Annotated in this window: 15 protein-coding genes; 4 read left to right on the forward strand and 11 right to left on the reverse strand. The window is 68.0% G+C overall.

Annotated elements, in window-relative coordinates:
- The first annotated feature begins 76 nt into the window (after positions 1-76).
- Together ABD211_RS13450 and ABD211_RS13455 are read left to right on the forward strand one after the other, a co-directional pair.
- The gene (locus ABD211_RS13450) at positions 77-643 is read left to right on the forward strand and encodes an AAA family ATPase (RefSeq protein ID WP_344130244.1); all 567 of its coding nucleotides are present in this window, start codon (positions 77-79) and stop codon (positions 641-643) included.
- 19 nt (positions 644-662) lie between these two features.
- On the forward strand, positions 663-1,319 hold the full coding sequence (locus tag ABD211_RS13455; RefSeq protein WP_344130247.1) for a ribonuclease FAU-1 family protein: 657 nt from the start codon (positions 663-665) through the stop codon (positions 1,317-1,319).
- Here the strand turns inward: ABD211_RS13455 and ABD211_RS13460 are convergent.
- Positions 1,307-1,990 (reverse strand): hypothetical protein, encoded by a 684-nt coding sequence (locus ABD211_RS13460; RefSeq protein ID WP_344130251.1) that lies wholly within the window; start codon positions 1,988-1,990, stop codon positions 1,307-1,309. The two genes, ABD211_RS13455 and ABD211_RS13460, sit on opposite strands and share 13 nt — an antisense overlap.
- A gap of 32 nt (positions 1,991-2,022) precedes the next feature.
- Between ABD211_RS13460 and ABD211_RS13465 the strand changes: the two genes are divergently transcribed.
- Entirely contained in the window at positions 2,023-2,643 is a 621-nt protein-coding gene (locus ABD211_RS13465) for a ribonuclease FAU-1 family protein (protein WP_344130253.1), read from the forward strand.
- 4 nt (positions 2,644-2,647) lie between these two features.
- On the opposite strand, the gene ABD211_RS13470 is transcribed toward ABD211_RS13465, so the two are convergent.
- The 6 genes from ABD211_RS13470 to ABD211_RS13495 form a co-directional block, all read right to left on the reverse strand.
- Positions 2,648-2,848 (reverse strand): hypothetical protein, encoded by a 201-nt coding sequence (locus ABD211_RS13470; protein WP_344130256.1) that lies wholly within the window; start codon positions 2,846-2,848, stop codon positions 2,648-2,650.
- Positions 2,849-3,158: 310 nt separating this feature from the next.
- Positions 3,159-4,985: a hypothetical protein gene (locus tag ABD211_RS13475; RefSeq protein WP_344130259.1), complete on the reverse strand. Its 1,827-nt coding sequence runs from the start codon at positions 4,983-4,985 to the stop codon at positions 3,159-3,161.
- 3 nt (positions 4,986-4,988) lie between these two features.
- Positions 4,989-8,912 carry a polymorphic toxin-type HINT domain-containing protein gene (locus ABD211_RS13480; protein ID WP_344130262.1) on the reverse strand — a complete coding sequence of 1,308 codons (3,924 nt, stop codon included), beginning with the start codon at positions 8,910-8,912 and terminating at the stop codon, positions 4,989-4,991.
- A 290-nt stretch (positions 8,913-9,202) separates the two neighbouring features.
- Positions 9,203-9,676 carry a type 1 periplasmic-binding domain-containing protein gene (locus ABD211_RS13485; protein ID WP_344130265.1) on the reverse strand — a complete coding sequence of 158 codons (474 nt, stop codon included), beginning with the start codon at positions 9,674-9,676 and terminating at the stop codon, positions 9,203-9,205.
- A 92-nt stretch (positions 9,677-9,768) separates the two neighbouring features.
- The gene (locus ABD211_RS13490; protein WP_344130267.1) at positions 9,769-10,386 is read right to left on the reverse strand and encodes a hypothetical protein; all 618 of its coding nucleotides are present in this window, start codon (positions 10,384-10,386) and stop codon (positions 9,769-9,771) included.
- A 4-nt stretch (positions 10,387-10,390) separates the two neighbouring features.
- Entirely contained in the window at positions 10,391-10,939 is a 549-nt protein-coding gene (locus tag ABD211_RS13495; RefSeq protein ID WP_344130269.1) for a hypothetical protein, read from the reverse strand.
- A gap of 238 nt (positions 10,940-11,177) precedes the next feature.
- Between ABD211_RS13495 and ABD211_RS13500 the strand changes: the two genes are divergently transcribed.
- The gene (locus tag ABD211_RS13500; protein WP_344130273.1) at positions 11,178-11,852 is read left to right on the forward strand and encodes a hypothetical protein; all 675 of its coding nucleotides are present in this window, start codon (positions 11,178-11,180) and stop codon (positions 11,850-11,852) included.
- Here the strand turns inward: ABD211_RS13500 and ffh are convergent, their stop codons facing one another.
- The 4 genes from ffh to ABD211_RS13520 all read right to left on the reverse strand — a co-directional run bounded on the left by ffh (position 11,853) and on the right by ABD211_RS13520 (position 18,333).
- Positions 11,853-13,394, reverse strand: a complete 1,542-nt coding sequence (ffh, locus tag ABD211_RS13505; RefSeq protein WP_344130276.1) for a signal recognition particle protein — start codon at positions 13,392-13,394, stop codon at positions 11,853-11,855.
- An 811-nt stretch (positions 13,395-14,205) separates the two neighbouring features.
- A complete protein-coding gene (locus tag ABD211_RS13510) occupies positions 14,206-16,491 on the reverse strand; it encodes a [protein-PII] uridylyltransferase (protein WP_344130279.1) in 2,286 nt (761 codons plus the stop codon).
- Between the two features lie 64 nt (positions 16,492-16,555).
- Positions 16,556-16,894 (reverse strand): P-II family nitrogen regulator, encoded by a 339-nt coding sequence (locus ABD211_RS13515; protein WP_344130282.1) that lies wholly within the window; start codon positions 16,892-16,894, stop codon positions 16,556-16,558.
- A 35-nt stretch (positions 16,895-16,929) separates the two neighbouring features.
- Entirely contained in the window at positions 16,930-18,333 is a 1,404-nt protein-coding gene (locus tag ABD211_RS13520; RefSeq protein WP_344130285.1) for an ammonium transporter, read from the reverse strand.
- Positions 18,334-18,453 lie beyond the last annotated feature (120 nt).

Genomic DNA, 18,453 nt, shown 5'->3' on the forward strand with positions numbered 1-18,453 from the left:
TGTGCGCCATGCCGGAATTGCGAGCACGGAAGCGACATTCAGGGCACGCCGCGTCGTGACCCGGCCCGTGATCCTCATGAACGGGCTGCCAGGGGCCGGCAAGACCACGCTCGGCCGGGCCCTGGCCAGGCTGCTGCGCCTCCCCCTGTTCAGCAAGGACGTCATCAAGGAGGCGCACGCCGACGTGCTCGGCGTCGACTCGCCCGACACGCGGCCCCAGCCGGTGTGGAACCAGGCGCTCGGGGCGGCCGCCAGCGAGACCATGTGGGCCCTGCTCACCCACGCCGCCGGCGGCGCGATCTGCGACAGCGCCTGGCTGCCCCGCACGCGCGAGATCGTCGTGCGCGGGCTGCGCCGGGCCAACGTGGCGCCGACCGACGTCCTGGAGATCTGGTGCGAGGTGCCCGCGCCGCTGGCGCGGCGCCGGTTCGAGGCCCGCGCCCCGAGCCGCCACCCGATCCACGGCCCGCAGGTCGGGCTCGACCGGCTGTGGCTCACCTGGGCGGCCGAGGCCGCGCCGCTCGCGCTCGGCGCGGTGCTGCAGGTCGACACGTCCCGCGAGGTCGACGTCGACGCGCTCGCCGCCGCGGTGCGCGACCGGGTCGTCCGCGTCAACCTCGACGGCACGTCCACATCCCGGTAGGCGGATAGACTCGCCGCTCATGACGGGGACATGGCCGGTGGGCCGACTCATACTGCGCCGGCACTTCATGCGCGACGACCTGCTCGCCCGGGTCTGGGTCGGGCGGGTGGCCGCCGACGACGAGACCGGGCTGTGGACGTGGATCGCCACCGGCAGCGCCTACCGCGACCTCGGGGCGGCCGACGGCCGCGCGTTCCGGGAGGTGCCGTTCGGCGAATGGGGCCGCACGGCCACCGCGATGAAGGAGCTGACCTGGCGCAACGACGTGCTGATGCTGCATCCGCGCGCCGGGGCGTACTCGCTGTGGTTCTTCTTCGACCCTGACGGCGGCTTCCGGCAGTGGTACGTCAACCTGGAGGAGCCCGGCGCCCGGTGGGACGACGGCGGCATCGCCGGGATCGACACCGTCGACCAGGACCTCGACATCGTCGCGACGGCCGACCGCGCCTGGCGGTGGAAGGACGAGGACGAGTTCGCCGACCACCTCGCCCACCCGGACGTCTACTGGGTCGACGACCCCGAGGCGGTGTGGGCGGAGGGCAAGCGGGTCGTCGGGCTCATCGAGTCCGGCGCGGCCCCGTTCGACGGCCGGGGCTGCGACTTCCGGCCGCCGGCCGCCTGGACACCACCTGTGGACATGCCCGCAGGGTGGCAGCGGCCGCGTCAGGCCAGCTGACGGGCGAGCTGCCGGAGCTCGTCCGGCCACTCCTGCCCGTTCGCGATGTCGGCCAGGGTGCGGTGCGCCTCGGGTGTGCCGATGGCGTAGATGGCGTAAAGGCAGCGTCGTGACGCCTCCCCGCCGAGTCGGCCGACCAGCGCGGGAACCGCTTCGGACCCGCCCAGCAGCGCCAACGTGTCGATGATCGGCACGGGGTCGGGGCACGACGGGAGCAGGTCGCACAGGACCGGCACCACGGCCCGGAGTCCGAGTCCGCCGGCTGTCTCGGCGAAGGCGACGACGTAGTCCCACTGTTGCCCGGCGGCGCAGCGTTGGACCGCGGCCGTCACCTCGGCGTCGAGCGTCTGCGGGTCCGTTCGCGTGGTGCCCAGCATCATGGCGAGCAACTGGCGACCGCCCAGCATGGGGTCACCGGCCTGTGCCGCTGCCCCGGGCCACGGATCCGCGAGCTGACCAGTGGCGATCAGCTCGCGCGACACGTAGTCGTTGCGGAAGGCGATCGGGATCACCGCCCGGGGCAGGTCCTCGCCGGTCAGGCGCGATCGCGGCAGGTCCGGACTCGTGAACGCCCGCAGTTCCGGGCCGCGCCTGATCCATTCAGACAAGGGGACTTCGGCGGGTACCGCCGATACCTCGATGCTGACCAGAATGTCGTCAGGGCTCAACACGGGACGTCCCCAGGCTGGTAGCGTCGCCGCGCATGAAAGCTGGCGATCTTGTGCTGCGGCGGTACTTCAAAGGGGATCAGCTCACCTTCATAAAGGTGGCGCGGGTCGTCTCCGATGATGACACCGGCACGCTACTGTGGCTCGCCGCCGGATCGCCCTACTGGCGACTGATCGACGCCGCTGGGCGCACGCTGCACGACGCGGCGATCGACGAACTGGTCGACGCGCGGTTGGAGGAGCTCACCTGGGAGGGCGCCAGCCTGCTGCTGTGGATCCCGCCGGCTGGGGCTTACTCGGTGTGGTGGTTCTTCAAGCCCGACTTCATCGGGTGGTATATCAACCTCGAGGCGCCATCGGTGCGCTGGTCCGGCGGGTTCGACACGGTCGACCACGCACTCGACATCTGGGTGGAGCCGGACGGCACCTGGCGGTGGAAGGACTTCGACGAGTTCGAGTCGCGGATCGGGCACCCGCTCTACTGGAATGCCACCGAGGCGGCGGAGATCCGCGCGCTGGGCGAGCACCTCGCCTCCCTCGCGGAGGCGGGCAACCACCCCTTCGACGGTACGCACCACGACTTCCAGCCCGATCCACCGTGGCCGGCGCCCGGCCCTGGCCTTCCGCCGGGCTGGGACCGGCCCCGCGCCAGATGACGGTTCACCGCTCCGGGAAGAGGCCGAGGTCGACGTACAACATGACCTCGTCGAGGGCACAGAACTCACAGGATCCGGTAAGGCGATCCAAGTTGATGGGCAGATTCCTGCCAAGGCGGTCAGCGGAATCACCGCCATCGAGAAACCGCGTCGTGTTGAATACCACGACGATCTTGTCCTCGTATTCGAATGTGAACTCCGACATAAGACGCAGTTCGGCCGTCGACCACGTCGCACTCCGCTCGCCGAAAACTGCCCAGCGACAGTTAGCGCCTCTCCCTGTCCAGCATTCCGATTTCTCGCTGACGTCAACGGTCCGCAGGCCAACGCCTGGCCCGCGATTACAACGCGATCCCGCTGCGTCGGAGGCGATGATCCGGTTGGGCCGCCATCAACCTCATGGGTCCGCATGGGTCACCCACCGAACCGGCCTTCGTCAACAGAAGTAGCGCTGACCCGAGGAGACCAGGTAGTTCTCAAACACTCACTAAGTCAACGGTTCGATGCAGGGCGCTTTACGGAACAACGGAAAGAGCTTGCGCGATCGCGACTTGATATCTCTCATCAGCCGCCACTACCAAATCACCCGCATGCAAGCATCGCGCGCGACGCCGATCATTCTTGATACGCAGCAATGCTGAATAGCACGTACCCGCAATCTGACCCATATCAGCCAGCCATTCGACACAACGGATTCCGTTGGGACATGGACCTACCTCGCGCATAAGCGCCTCCGCAAGACCCGGCCGGCGCTCGCCGCATTTCCATAGAACTCTGGCTGAACTTGCTCGAACAACCGAACTTCTGGACTCCGTCAAAAGCTTTTCAACTACGCCTATGCGCGCTTTACTCCCTAACACGGCGGGCGGAAAATCGAGATCAGCCAAGTACCTAACCGCAGCCGGCGGCGAACCTAGGCGATCCAGCATCGACGCGAGGACCGCAGCCGCCTCATCCGCTGAGGCCAATCCGCCACGAAGCAGCGCAGCCGCAGCTGCAGCGCGCCGTCCCGGTGTCGCTTCGCCCGAGCGAAGTTGATCCAACAGAAGATCCTCTACTGCAACTACCGCCGGCCCAAGTTCGGCGAGCACATCAAGAACGGCTGACTCAGCAACCTTACTCCTCAACAACGCGGCCATCTCGGGAAGGAACGGTTCCGTTCCGCTGCCCCAAGTCACAAGCCCGTCCAACACACCCGAAAGTGCACGGATGGTCTCTACACTCGCCTCCGCGTGAACGCCAGCACGCATGACGTTGGCTATATCCGTAACAACTTCGGCCGCAAAGAACCGCGCATCGGCGACTAAAGAACTTATCTGGACATTTCCATAAGGCTTCGAAAGGTAGGAACGAAGGGCTTCCAAGGCGTCTGTCCGCCCAAATGAAACGAGGGTGGCCAAAGCTTCTGCCCGAAGCAGATCCACTAGGCGCGGTTGGGCGGGTCCATTCATTCCAGCAGTCGGGTCGCGCAAAGTCTCAGACAATTCATTCAAATATTCGGCCGCCGCTTGCCCAGACCGATGCACCACACTAACGGCGGCCATGCGGACCGGCGCTTCACGATCCCGCAAACGCTCAGCGACCGCAGGCAAGACATGCGCTGGGGCATCGCGCCATGTCTCCATCAAACGCAAACATTGACCAATATTCTGGAACCGAGCCAGAGGAACGCTTGATTGGCACGATTGAACGAAGATTGAAGTCTGATCTGGCAGGCCGTCCAGCGCAATCCGAATAGCGGTACGGACATCTCCTAGTACTTCTGAGCAGGTATCACCGGGTAGCGATGACCCAGCCAAGAACTCACGAAAGAGCCGCGCCGCCGAATGAGGAAGCCCGGTTCCTGCACTCAACCGAGCCAGTGCGACAGCTGCTGCAAGCCGAAGTGGTGATCCGTCCCCGATCTCAACATAGTTCTCAAGGTGACGCCGAAAGTCGCCGTTGGGCATCGTCCGGCTTTCTGGTTCAGCCAATACACCTAACCAGTACAGAACCAGCACACTGGCACCGTGATAACCAAGATCTGACCCACTCAGATCGCGTATGGCGACGTGCTCCAAGCGCCGCAACCACGATTGGAACGGGTCGCTATCGCAACGTTCGACGGTCAGGGACTCAGTCGCAACACCTCGAACGATCTCAGCGGCAATTCGCAACGCCCTGAATCTAGTCGACGGATCATCCACCGACCATAGATCCGCGAGATCATTCAGGCGAGAAATGGACTCATCATCGGCAAGGGACCGCGGAAAGAAGACACGTTGGAGTCGCTCACCGACCTGATGCGCCTCCACATCGCCAAGCAGGGCAATAAGATTGACTAATCCGTCGTTTGTGGACAACCGTCAGCCCCCGAATATCCGGCTCAGAACACCCTTTATGCGCCCAGCGACGGCTTTATCCGCCGTAAAGCTCCAGCTATGGTCGGCATCCGACCACCTCTTGTCGACCATTCCACCACAGGGGTCACAGAAGTTTTGCTCCGAATATACCCGATGTACCGTGACCTTCTTCCCTAGATTCTGAAGGTCCTCAACGATGTCCTTGAACTGCTTTTCGGAATGCAGGTTCTGCCCGTTGCTCACGATCGGTTTCAAAGGTTGACGAACATCATCAACACTGTAATCGAAAACCCCGATGTTCCTGTCATCAGGGACTTGGTTAGCGATTCGATGGTCCAGTGCGGCTGAGCTCAGGTCGGTGGAATCGTAGGGGACCTGATTATCGACACTCTGACAGGCAAAGTTGTTATTGTGGACGAGTACAGGCGTATGACCTGCGAGTACATAGTACGTGTGAATGTCGGCGACGGTGAGGTCGCGCATCCATTGGAGGCCGGTCCAGACCTTGATGGCGGTGACGATCTGGGTCGCCTTGCCGTGATCGTCACGCAGATGGGTGCCCGGCTTGAGGTCGGCCGCGTCGGTCCACTTCTTGCTGTCCACGTTCCAGAACGGGTGGTGCCACGTGGTGTGCAGCACCGTTTCCTTGCCGGTCTTCTTGTCCTTTACCGTGACGTTCGCCAAGTCTCGGTCATGATTGAGATGGAGCTGCGTAACCGGCTTGGCCACAGTCTTTCCCGTTGCCGGATCAGTGGCCTTGACCTTGTCACCGACCCACACGTCCTTAATCGGCTTGGTGGTGCCGTCGGCCATGACAACGGGCGTGGCGGGGTCGAAGCTGTGGCACGTCTTGCCCCTAGCCGCCTTGAAGCCGGCACCAGCGCCGCCGACCATACCGGCGATGCCGCCATCCCGAGCTCCCGAGAGAGCAGCGCCGCCGAGACCCTTCCAGGAGCAGTTCTTGCCGCATGACATGCCGTAGTCGACGGCGGAGGCCGCCGCGCCCGAGGCCGCGCCACTCGCGCCACCGGTGATGGCTCCGTTGGCTGCGCCGAACAGGCCACGGGTGAGCGCACTACTGCCCTTGCTCAGGAATGTCTGCGCTAGCTTGCCACCCAGCGGGCCACCGACCGCACCACCAACGGCACCACTGATGCCACCGACCAAGCCGGCCTTGACGAACGAACCCACCGAACAGGCGCCCGGCTCCTTGCCCTCAGCGCAGGCGACGCCTTGACCGGCAAGGCTTGAGGCCGCTCCCGCCAGTGCGGCACACGCGATCGCGCCAGCACCCGCGGTCAGCGCCGTACAGCCCGCCATCACGACAACGCCGACGGCGATTTCGACGATCGCCTTCTTGTGTTCCTTGATCCACTTTCCGGTCTTCTTGAGGCCGTCGCCTATGTTCTTGAGCGTCTTGTCCTTGGCGCGTTTGGCTGCTGCCTTGATCGTATTGACGCTCTGATCGACCCTTTTCTTGGCGGTGTCCGCCTTCTTCTTGTGATGGTTCGCCGCGGCCGCGACCTTCTTGCGGCCCTTGTCGACGGACTTGGCCGCGCCCTTGAACCCCATCTTGTTGAGCCCGGAGCTGAGCAACCCCATGCCCTTTTCGGTCCAGCTGTACGTGTACTGCGCCGCACGGTTGTAGATCCACGACGTGACCGGGTTGCTGTTCGCGACCGTGGACACCACGTTCTTGACGGCCGCCGCCGTGTTCACGACCGCGCTGCCCACGCTCTTGATCGCGCTCCAGAAACCGTGACCGCTCGGGTCCGTGACCGTCAGCGGGTTGGCGTTGCCGTACTGGTAACGGTTCGCGTCGACCGAGGCCGGGATCGGGCTGTTCGATGCCGTGTCGCGGGAGTCGAACTGGCCCGTGTCCGTGTTGTACCAGCGGGCCAGCATGTTGACCCGCTTGGTGAACGCGTCGGTCCACTCCGACTGGTACCCGAGGTTGCCGATCATCGTGGTGCTCGCCAGCACCGTGCCGAGCGGGTCATACGTGGTCGAGCCCGCCAGCGTCGTACCCGTGGCGGTGAACTGGCCGACGATGTCGTCGTGCAGGTCGGTCCACGCCAACCGCTGGCTACCGCCCACCACCTCGCCGACCACATCGGCGGACGGGTCACGGACGTACGTCGCGGTGCCGTCGCCGGCCAGGTCGTTGCCCAGCCCGGTGTACGAGAAGCCGGACCGGATCGCCCGGTTCAACGCGTCGTAGCTGTACGTCTGCGTCCCGGTGTCATGGCCCTGCGAGATCACCTGGTCGAACGCGTCCGCCGCGGTCGCCGTGACGACCGTGCCGGTCGTGGTGGTCGCCAGCGAGCCGCGCGGCGTGTAGGCGTATGTCTTCACGCCGTCGCTGGTAAGCCGGTTCCGTGCGTCGTAGGTGAAGAACCGCGAACCGTTACGCGTGCGGTTGCCGGCCTTGTCGTACGTGTACTCCGTCGTCGTCGTGCCGTTGTTCCAGGTGGTCAGCCGGCCGGCGAGGTCGTACGTGTACGTGTTGGCCGTGGTCGTACCGTTGAAGTTCGTCGTGGTCTTGGACGTCTCGTTGCCGTTCGCGTCCCAGCCGTAGGCGATCTTCGCGATCGACGTGCCGCCCGACGTCTTGAGTTCGTCGCCGGTCAGCCGGTGCATGTCGTCGTAGGTGAACGTGCGGGTGTTGCCTGTCGTGCCGTAGGTCAGCTTCGAGATCGCCGACATGTCGTTGTAGGAGTAGCCGATGTCCACGCCGGCGGCGGTGTTCTTCAGGGTCGCGATCCGCCCCGCCGAGTCGTACGTGTAGTTGGTTGTGCCGGCCGCGTCCGTGCGCGTCGTCATGGACCCGTCGCTGTTGTACCCGAACGACGAGTTGCCCGACGGCCCGGTGATGGTCAGGGGCAGGTCACGGTCGTCGTACGTGATGGTGTTGCTGGCGCCCGGCACGGCGAACGACGTCATCCGGCCGGACAGGTCGTAGCCGAACGTGCGGGCCGCCGTCGTGGCCTCCGCGCCCGCCCCCGTGTGCGAGGTCAACCGGCCCATGTCGTCGTACCCGAACGTCTGGGTCACGCCCCCGGGCTGGGTCAGGGACGCGGCCCGCCCGCGCACGTTGTACGCGGTGGTGTACGTGCGGTCGGCCGCGTTGGGGTAGGCCGCCGTGGCGGGCTCGATCTGCGACTCCGGCAGGTTCCACACGTTGTACGTGGTCCAGAACGCGTTGTCGCGTCCGTCGACGAACTGGGTGCGGTTGCCCACCAGGTCGTACCCGAACGAGGTGGTGATCGAGTCGGTCGCGTTGATCGGCTGCACCTGGGTGAGCGGCATGCCGGTCGGGTCGTAGGTGAACGTGGCCGTCGTGCCGCGCTCGTCCGTGGCCGTGAGCAGATTGCCCATGGCGTCGTAAGTCTTGGACTCGGTCGACAGCAGCGTGCCGGCCGTCGAGTACGACGACGCGGACAGTTGCCGGCTCAGCATGTCGTAGGTGCTCGTGACGTACGTGAGGTCGGGCTGCTCCACCTTGACGACCCGGCCGAGGCCGTCGTACGTCATCTTGGTGATCTTCGACGCGCCGTCGGTCACCGTGAGCGCCTCGCCGGCGGCGTTGTAGGTGTACGTGGTGGTGACGTTGCCGGGCGAGGTGACCTGCCGCAGCCGGCCGGCCGTGTCGTACTCGTTGGTGGTCGTGTGGCTGGCGCTCGTCTGCCGGACCACGTTCGTCGACGTCTTCGTACGGCCCATGAAGTCGTACGTGGAGGTGGTCACCGCGCCGGTCGGGTCGGTGACCGACAGCGGGTTGCCCAGCATGTCGTACACGGTCTTAGTGACACCGCCGTCGGGCGCGGTGGCCTTCGCCACCCGGCCGAACTGGTCGTACACCAGGGTGGTGACCTTGCCGGCCGCGTCCGTCATCGTCTCGGGCTGGCCGAGGACGTCGTACGTCACCGAGGTGACCGGCGTGATCGGGGTCGAGGAGCCCGGCGGCGTGTACGCCGGCAGCCTTGTCTCGTACTCGCGGTCGGCCCGGTCGAAGACGTGGACCGTCCGGTTGCCGTCGGCAGTCCGCCCAGCGGCACGCCGATCTCGATGGCAAGCAGCATGGTCAGGACGACCGCAGCACGACTCGTGAACCGGCGCATAGTGCGCTACCCCCGTTGCGCCACCAGAACAGTCCTGCGATTGTGGCGTCGCGGAAGATCAAAGATCAAGGAACTTATATGAGTACCGCGTTACTTTCAGTTACCGGCGGTCAGAAAAAATTCGATAGCGTTGGAGATCAGCCCGCGAAGGTCATTGGCCGGCACAGCGGACACTGTGGACACATTCGCACCGCCCGACCCCTCACCCACCACCATGAAGCGTTGGTCCGGGTGGTTGGGCGCCGTCTGCGCGATGGCTTCCCTCGGCAACGGGCCGACGCCCACGATGACGGCGCAGCGGTTGAGCATCAGCGTGCCCACGAACGTCGCAGCGTTATCGACGGTCTGTGCGCCAGCGACCTGCAGGTAGCGCACCTGCCCCTTGGTGGCCAGCGAGGCCTCCTGCATGCCGGCCCACGTGGCGGCCGCCTCACTGTCGGACAGTCCACGTTGGTCGGTCAGCAGGCAGGCCGTCACATCGGCGTACTCCCGCGGCCGGGGTTCCTCCGCCGCCGGCCAGAGCAGCCACACCGCCACCGCCGCCACAACGGCCGACGCCGTTCCCACCACAATCCAGCGCGTACGCGCGCTAAAGGTCCCCCACATAGATCACGAAGGATACTGGCCGCCGACCGTCGCGGATGCCCGGGTCGGGCCGCGGCTCACCGGACATCCACCGGGCGCACGCCCACCTTGACCAGCCGCCATGCGCCGCTCGCGTCGCGGGCGGGGACCAGCACGCCGCGCGCCGCCAACGGCCGCACCTCGAAGAGCACGTTGCGCTCGTGGACGTCGCCGAACCGGACGCGGTACTCCTGGTACCGGCCGGTGAACCAGGTGCGCAGGTACGCGGTCAGCAGGTGGTCGACGAAGCGGCGCCGGTCGGGGCGCCACTGGAAGCGGGACCACTCGTAGCCGTGGACGTACTCGCGGGCCTTGATCAGGCCGGTGAAGCGGCGGCCCGGGACGGCGCCGCGTTCGGCGCCCGCGTGCCGCAGGGTCGCGAAGTACACGCCGTCGGCCAGGCGGCCGTTGAGGTAGGAACGTTCGTCGATCAGCTCGACGACGAAGACCCGCGCGTCGTGGTCGCGGACCAGGTGGGCCGCCTTCTCCTCGCCGGCGCCGAGGAACACCGACCGCCAGCGCGGGTCGGGGAAGAGCAGCGCGTCGCCGTCCGCGCCGAGCCGCATGACCTGGTTGCGGTGTTCGGGCGAGAACTGGTCCCGAGTGATCTTCTCGGCGCGCACGACCGCGTCGCCGAAGGCGACCCACATCGGCACGGGCTCAGGCGGGGCGACGGCCGAGCGTGCCGACGATCGGCGGCGGATAGCCGGCGCGGAGCTTGTCGGCGATCTCGTCACGGGTGCGCAGGGCGGCCTTCCAGCCGACCACGTCGGTCGCGAAGTACTCCTCGACGTCGCCGACAGCGCGGCTGGCCTCCACCGTCCACGGCCGGCGGAACAGCACCCGCGCCACGGCCGCCACCACGGCGAGCAGGATCACCACGACGATGTCCACGAGGAGCAGCAGGAGCGGCAGCAGCACCCACCAGAACAGCGCGATGGCCGCGATGATCCCGATGAAGACGACCGCGATGATGAGGAGCTCGTCGCCGAGGCTGCCCAGCCCGCCGCCACCGCTCCCGCCGCCCCCGGAGGGGACGGCGTTGACGAGGTCGCCCGCGTCGGCCCCGTTGACGTCGAAACCGCCATCCTCGCGGCGCCGGCGCCGCCAGCCCCCGAACCGCCGGGCGAGCGCGCGCCAGCGGGGCAACCAGGCGACCCGGACGGCCCACGTGTCGCCGCCCGGCACGGTCGCTTCGATCGTTCGCACGGGCCACAGTCTAGGGGTGCCGCGCACGCCCGCGACCGGCGGTTTTCTGGTGTCATTCCAGGTTTCCCGAGCGTATCGACGCATGTAGTTCTGTAAGTTCCACCTGCCACAGGTGGGCCTTTCGCCGCGCCGCCCTGCACAACCCGCTCGCGCCATCGCCGCGTAGGGGGCGCGACTACCCACCGCCTCGGGCGTACTCCGAGAATTTTTATGAATGCCTATCCGTTGAGGTGATCCGATGTCGACACGAGCACTGGACTCCGTCGCGCCCGTGCCGGTGCGGTGGCGCGTGAGCCACGCCAGCGTCGTCGTCGGCGCCTGGGTCGCCGTCATCGTGACCGCGGTGGTGGTGCAGCCGAGCGCGGCGCTGCGGCCGTACGCGCTGTTCGCGCACCTGATCAGCCTTGCCGTCGGGTTCGGCGCCGTGCTGTGCGTCGAGTGCTACAGCGTGGCGTGGCTGCTGCGGCGGACGACCCTGGAACGGGTTACTACGCTCGCGCTCACCCTCGACCCGCTGATCTGGATCGGCCTGGTCGGGCTCGCCGGCAGCGGCCTGCTCCTCAGCCCCCACCTCGACCGCCCGCTCACCGCGCTCAAGATGGTGCTCGTCCTGGTGGTCGGTCTTAACGGGGTACGGGCCCGGCGCCTCGGTCGCGACCTGCGTGGGTTCCTCGACCAGCATGCCTCACGGGGCCGGCACGCGGTGGACGAGTCAACCGGTCGCCACGCGGTGGTCCAGGTGAATCCGGAAGCCGCCGTGGCACTGGAGGTCGGGGCCCCGGCCGAGGCGGTCGGGACCCCGAAACTGCCGCTGCGGATCTTCCTGCGGGCGGCCAGCATCTCGGCCGTCTCGCAGGCGGCGTGGTGGGGAGCCGCGCTCATCGGCTTCCTCAACACGATGAGCCACAGCTGACTACTTGTCGCGCTTGAACTTCGAGAAGTCGAGGTTAGGCAGCTTCATGCCGGGCGGCAGGCCCTGGTTGCCGCCGAGCGCGGTCGGGTCCAGGCCCGGGGGCAGCTGCGGCATGCCGCCGGTCGGCAGCCCGCCCGGCAGCGCGCCGGCCGCCTTGCCGGGACGGCCGCCGGAGCCCTTGCCGCCCTTGCGCTTGTTCTTCGGCGACTTGGTGGCCTTGCGGCGGCCGGGCAGGCCCATCATGGGGCCCATCTGCTTCATCATCTTCTGCGCGTCGGCGAAGCGGTTGAGCAGCTGGTTGACGTCCATAACGGTGACGCCGGAGCCGTTGGCGATGCGCAGCCGGCGCGAGCCGTTGATGATCTTCGGCTCCTCGCGCTCGCCCGGGGTCATCGACCGGATGATCGCGGTGACCTTGTCGAAGTGCTTGTCGTCGAGCTCCGCGAGCTGGTCCTTCATCTGGCCCATGCCCGGCAGCATGCCGAGCAGGTTGCTGATGGGACCCATCCGGCGTACGGCGATGAGCTGGTCGAGGAAGTCGTCCAGCGTGAAGGTCTGACCGCCCATGAGCTTGGCGGCCATCTTCTCCTTCTGGTCGGCGTCGAACGCCGACTCGGCCTGCTCGATGAGCGTGAGCATGTCGCCCATGCCGAGGATCCGGCTGGCCATCCGGTCGGGGTGGAAGACGTCGAAGTCCTCCAGCTTCTCGCCGGTGGACGCGAAGAGGATCGGCGAGCCGGTCACCTCGCGGACGGACAGCGCGGCACCACCGCGCGCGTCGCCGTCGAGCTTCGACAGCACCACGCCCGTGATGCCCACGCCGTCGCGGAACGCCTCGGCCGTCGCGACCGCGTCCTGACCGACCATCGCGTCGATGACGAAGATGACCTCGTCGGGCTGCACGGCGTCGCGGATGTCCGCCGCCTGCCGCATCATCTCGGTGTCGATGCCCAGCCGGCCGGCGGTGTCGACGATGACGATGTCGCGCATGGCGCGGCGGGCGTGCTCGATCGAGTCCTTGGCGACCTGCACCGGGTCGCCGACGCCGTTGCCGGGCTGCGGCGCGTACACCTCGACGCCCGCCCGGCCGCCGAGCACCTGCAGCTGGTTGACCGCATTGGGGCGCTGCAGGTCACACGCGACCAGCAGCGGCTGGTGGCCCAGGCCCTTGAGGTGACGGGCCAGCTTGCCCGCGAGGGTCGTCTTACCGGAACCCTGCAGACCGGCCAGCATGATCACGGTAGGCGGGTGCTTGGCGAACTGCAGCCGCCGCGCCTCCCCACCGAGGACGCCGACCAGCTCCTCGTGCACGATCTTGATGACCTGCTGCGCGGGGTTGAGCGCCCCGTGCACCTCGGCACCCCGCGCGCGCTCCTTCAGCCGGGCGATGAACGCCTTGACCACGGGCAACGCGACGTCCGCCTCCAGCAACGCGAGACGGATCTCGCGCGCGGTGGCGTCGATGTCGGCGTCGGTGAGCCGGCCCTTCCCCTTGAGCTTGGCGAAGATCCCGGTAAGGCGGTCGCTCAGCGTGTCGAACACGGCAGATTATCCCCACAAGTCTGATTCGGCTCGGTCGGCGGAGCCGACCCCCTCACAGGGTAGCCGCCCCACACCCTTCCCCCCGACTCCCTACCCAAAGATCAAGATCACTACGAGTACGCCATGCCCGGAACGCAGCCCAGCCACACTCCCGCACGCCAAACCCGAATCTTGGCACCAACGGGCGGCGGACACCGACCCCCGGCGGCCTCATGATCACGACGCTGGGCCGGAAACCCCGGGTGCCCGCCGTCCGGCCCGCCACATATGCACATCTGACGTCGCCCGGCGCCTGCAGTCACGACACATGCGCACAGTTGGCGGGGTTGAGGGCGTCAAGGCCCGCCAGATGTGCGCTTCTGGCGAACTTCCAGGCGACCGGCTCACCAGAAGCGCACATCTGGTGGGCGGGGTGGCCTTCCGCCTCGCCAAAAGCTCACATCTGGCGAGCCCAGGGCGTCGCGCACCCGCCAAAAGCTCACAACTGGCGGAACCAGAGCGTCGCGCACCCGCCAAAAGCTCACAACTGGCGAACCCAGAGCGTCGCGCACCCGCCAGAAGCTCACATCTGGCGAGCCCAGGGCGTCGCGCTCCCGCCAAAAGCTCACAACTGGCGAGCCCAGGGCGTCGCACACCCGCCAAAAGGTCACATGTTGCGGCCCCGGCCCACCTCGCCCCGCCGGATGTGCCCATCCGGCGGACACGGCGCTCACGGGATCGCGACATGTGCACCAGAGGTGAGCAGATGGCGGGGTGGGGACGCCTCGCGGACGGGTGAACGTCCGACGGACGGCCGGCAGGTCGGGGAGCGTCAGCCGGGGGCGGCTGCCGCCAGGAGGGCGCGTTCGATGCGGGCCCGGGCCTCGGGGTCGCTCCAGTCGCCGTTGAGGTAGAAGGCGTCCACGATGTCCGCGCCGAGCGTCGAGATGCGCGCCGCGCGGATGTCCGCGCCGGTCTCCTCCAGCGCGCGGGCGACCCGGAACAGCAGGCCGACGTCGTCGCCGGCGCGCAGTTCGAGGATCGCCGCGTCGGTGGCGCCGTCGACCGCCCAGACGACCCGCGGCGGTGGCGGGGCGACGCCGCGGTTCGTCGAGCGCAGCCGGCTGGCCCGGGCGCGGGCGGCCAGGGCCTCGTCGACGCGCAGTTCGCCGCTGACGGCGCGGCGTACGTCGCCGACGAGGCGTTCGCGGTCGGGGCCGGCGGCGTCGCGCGGCTGCACCCGGCAGACGACGATCGCCACCTCCCGGCCGAGGCCGCCGTCCACGGGCACCGTCGAGGCGTCCACGGAGACGACGTCGAGGCGGTGCAGGGTGAGGCAGCCGGCGACGGAGGCGAGCAGGCCGGGCCGGTCGTACGCGGCGACGACGACCCGGTCGGGCGTCAGCTCCACGGCCGGCAGGGCGCCCGTGGCCAACACGGCGTAGCGGGTGTCCAGCGAGGGCGGCGCGGCGACGATGCCGCTCTCCAGGGCCGTACGCACGCGGTGGACCAGGTCGGCGACGAGGCGTTCCTTCCACGCCGACCAGGCGGCCGGGCCGGTCGCGGCGGCGTCGGCGCGGCTGAGCGCGTGGAGGAGCTCGAGGGTGTCCACGTCGCCGACGCAGTCGACGACGTGCCGGACGGTCTCCGGGTCGGCGAGGTCACGCCGGGTGGCGACCTCGGGCAGCAGCAGGTGGTGCCGGACCAGTGTGCCGATGACCGACGCGTCCTCGCGACTGATGCCGATGGAGGTGGCGAGGCGCACGGCGACGTCGACGCCGACGACGGAGTGGTCGCCGGGCAGGCCCTTGCCGATGTCGTGCAGCAGCGCGCCGAGGCTCAGCAGGTCGGGCCGGGCGACCTCGCGGGCGAAGCGCGCCGCGTGGCCGACGGTCTCGATGAGGTGCCGGTCGAGGGTGTACCGGTGCACCGGGTTGTGCTGGGGGGCGCTGCGGATCCGGGCCCACTCCGGCAGCCAGGTGCTGACCAGGCCGAACCGGTCGCACGCCTCCCAGGTCTCGACCAGCGCCGGGCCGGAGCCGAGAAGCTGGGCGAACGCGGCGCGGGCGGACGCCGGCCACGGTCGGGGCAGGGGCGGGCAGCGCCGGGCGAGCCATTCGAGCGTGCCGGGCGAGATGCGCAGCCCGTTGCGGGCGGCCGCGGCGGCCACGCGCAGCGACAGGGTCGGGTCGACCGTCGGGGTGACGGCGGCGCGGGCGAGCACGACCTCGCCGTCCTGGGCGACCACGTCGGGCGCCACGGGCACCCGTACGGTCGGGGTTGTCCTTCGCGGACCGCGACGCTGCACGGCCAGCCAGCGTTCGGCGGCGCGCAGGGCGTCGTCGACGGCGTACGCGATCGCGCGGGCGTCGTCGGTGACCCGGCGGCGTAGGGCGTCGCCCCCGCCGAGGAGCTCGAGCATGCCGCCGACCTCGGCGAGGTCCTGGGCGAAGAGGCGGTCACGGCGCCGGCCGGCGACGAGGTGCAGCGCGTCGCGCACGTCGAGCAGACGGGTGTACGCGGCCCGGACGGGCGGCCGCCACGCGTCGGCGACCTGGGCGTACCCGACGCCGCGCAGGACGCGGACGTCGCGCAGGCCGCCGCGGGCCTCCTTGATGTCACCGTCGAGGAGGAAGGCGAGCTCGCCCTGCACGCGCCAGCGGTGGGTGGTCAGCTCGCGCAGCATGGGCAGGTGGTGGCGGGCCTTCTGGCGCCACTGGGCCAGGGTGAGGTCGCGCAGTTGCGCGGTGAGCTCCGCCGAGCCGGTGAGGTGACGGGCGTCGAGCAGGCCGAGGCCGGCCTTGGTGTCCTCGGCGGCCACGCCGAGCGCCTCGTCGATGGTGCGTACGGAGTGGTCGAGGGTGAGTCCGGCGTCCCAGATGGGGTACCAGATCTTCTCCGCGACCGCGCCGATGTCGCGCAGCCCGCGGTGGATCAGCACGAGGTCGAGGTCGGCGTAGGGGGCCATCTCCAGCCGGCCCAGGCCCCCGAGCGCGACGAGGGCCACCTCGCCCGCGGCGTCGCCCGCCGCGGCTTCGAACAGATCGGAGAGCCAGACGTCGAGCGCCGCCGCACGCTGCTCGCGTGCGGCGGCGCCTACGCCGGTTCGACCGATCATGGATTTGGGGTCGGACTCCATGGGGGTTCGGGTCTCCACATCCATGATCAATAAGTGGTCAGGACTAGAGCGCGTCGAGGCCGCGCTCGCCGGTGCGGACCCGGATCACCTCTTCGACCGGGGCGACCCAGACCTTCCCGTCACCGATCTTGCCGGTGCGGGAGGCGCTGACCACGGCGTCAACGACCTTCTCCACGTCGATCTCGTCGATGAGAACCTCAACGCGGATCTTGGGAAGGAACTCCACCGTGTACTCGGCACCCCGGTACACCTCGGTGTGGCCCTTCTGCCGACCGTAACCCTGAACCTCGCTGACGGTCATGCCCGCGACGCCCATGGCGTGCAGAGCCTCCTTGACCGCATCGAGCTGGTGCGGCTTGATGACCGCGGTCACCAGCTTCATGCTCAACCCCTCCATTCGAGGACGCTCCGTCGACCTTAGCCTGCAACCTTTTCGGCGGGAGCTTCCGCCGATTTCTCCGGAGCCCCGGAGGGAGAGATGCCCGCGAGGGCGAACGCGCCGGCGCTGCTGCCGCCGCCACCGGGCGTGGTGTCGTACGCGCTCTCCGCGTGCTCGGCCACGTCGATGCCGTCGACCTCGGCCTCAGGCGAGACGCGGAACCCGATGGTGACCTTGATGATCAGCGCCAGCAGGGCCGCGATCGCGAACGAGTAGACCGTGACGACGCCGCTTGCCCGGAACTGGTTCCACAGCTGCGTCCAGCCGCCGCCGTAGAGCAGACCGTTGTTCGCGTTGAGGAACTTCTCGTCCGTGATCCAGGAGTTGATGAAGTCGTTGGCGAAGAAGCCCAGCGACAGCGAGCCGATCCAGCCACCGATGAAGTGGACCGCGACGACGTCGAGCGAGTCGTCGAAGCCGAACTTGTACTTCAGGGCGACGGCCAGCGAGCAGACCACACCGGCGACGACACCGAGGACCACCGCGTAGAACGGCGAGATGAAGCCACAGGCGGGGGTGATGGCGACCAGACCCGCGACCGCACCGGAGGAGGCGCCGACGAGGGTGGGCTTGCCGTCGCGGATCCACTCGACGAGGATCCAGCCCATCAGGGCGGCGGCGGTCGCGACCTGCGTGTTGACGAACGCGGCCGCCGCGGTCCCGTCGGCGGCCAGCTCGGAGCCGGCGTTGAAGCCGAACCAGCCGAACCACAGCAGGCCGGCGCCGAGCGCCACGAACGGCACGTTGTGCGGCTTGAAGCTCTCCTTCGGCCAGCCGACGCGCTTGCCCAGCACCAGGGCCACGGCCAGGGCCGCCGCACCGGCGTTGATGTGGACCGCCGTACCACCGGCGAAGTCCAGCGCGTGGAAGTCCGACCAGATGAAGCCGCCGCCCCAGACCCAGTGGGCCACGGGGACGTAGACCAGCGTGAACCAGCCGGTCGCGAAGACCAGCCAGCCGGCGAACTTGGTCCGGTCCGACAGCGCGCCGCTGATCAGGGCGACCGTGATGATGGCGAACATCATCTGGAAGGCCATGAACACGTACGTCGGCACGCCGGTGATGTCACCGAGCCAGAGCTCGCTGTAGATCACATCGGTCTTGTCACCCGTGTACTGGGTGAAGCTGCCGATGAACTTGTTCCACCCGCTGTCGCCGTTGACGCCGAAGGACAGCGAGAAACCGTAGATGAGCCACAGCACGGAGATGAGCCCGATGGACGAGAAGCTCATCATCATCATGTTGAGCACGCTCTTGGACCGGTTCAGGCCACCGTAGAAAAAGGCCAGCCCCGGCGTCATGAGCAGAACGAGTGCGGACGACACCAGCAACCAGGTGGTGTTACCCGGGTTGAGGGTCGGTCCTTCGACGAGCAGAGGCACGCTGCCCCTCCTTGGATTGAGAATCCTCCCTTCCGACGCTGGCAGCGATGCCGGTACGTCGGATGGCGGGAAGCGTCGCGTACCGCTGTTTCGCGCAAGGTCCCCGATAGGTTTCCAGAC

This window comes from Luedemannella flava, from assembly GCF_039528515.1.
Classification (GTDB): domain Bacteria; phylum Actinomycetota; class Actinomycetes; order Mycobacteriales; family Micromonosporaceae; genus Luedemannella; species Luedemannella flava.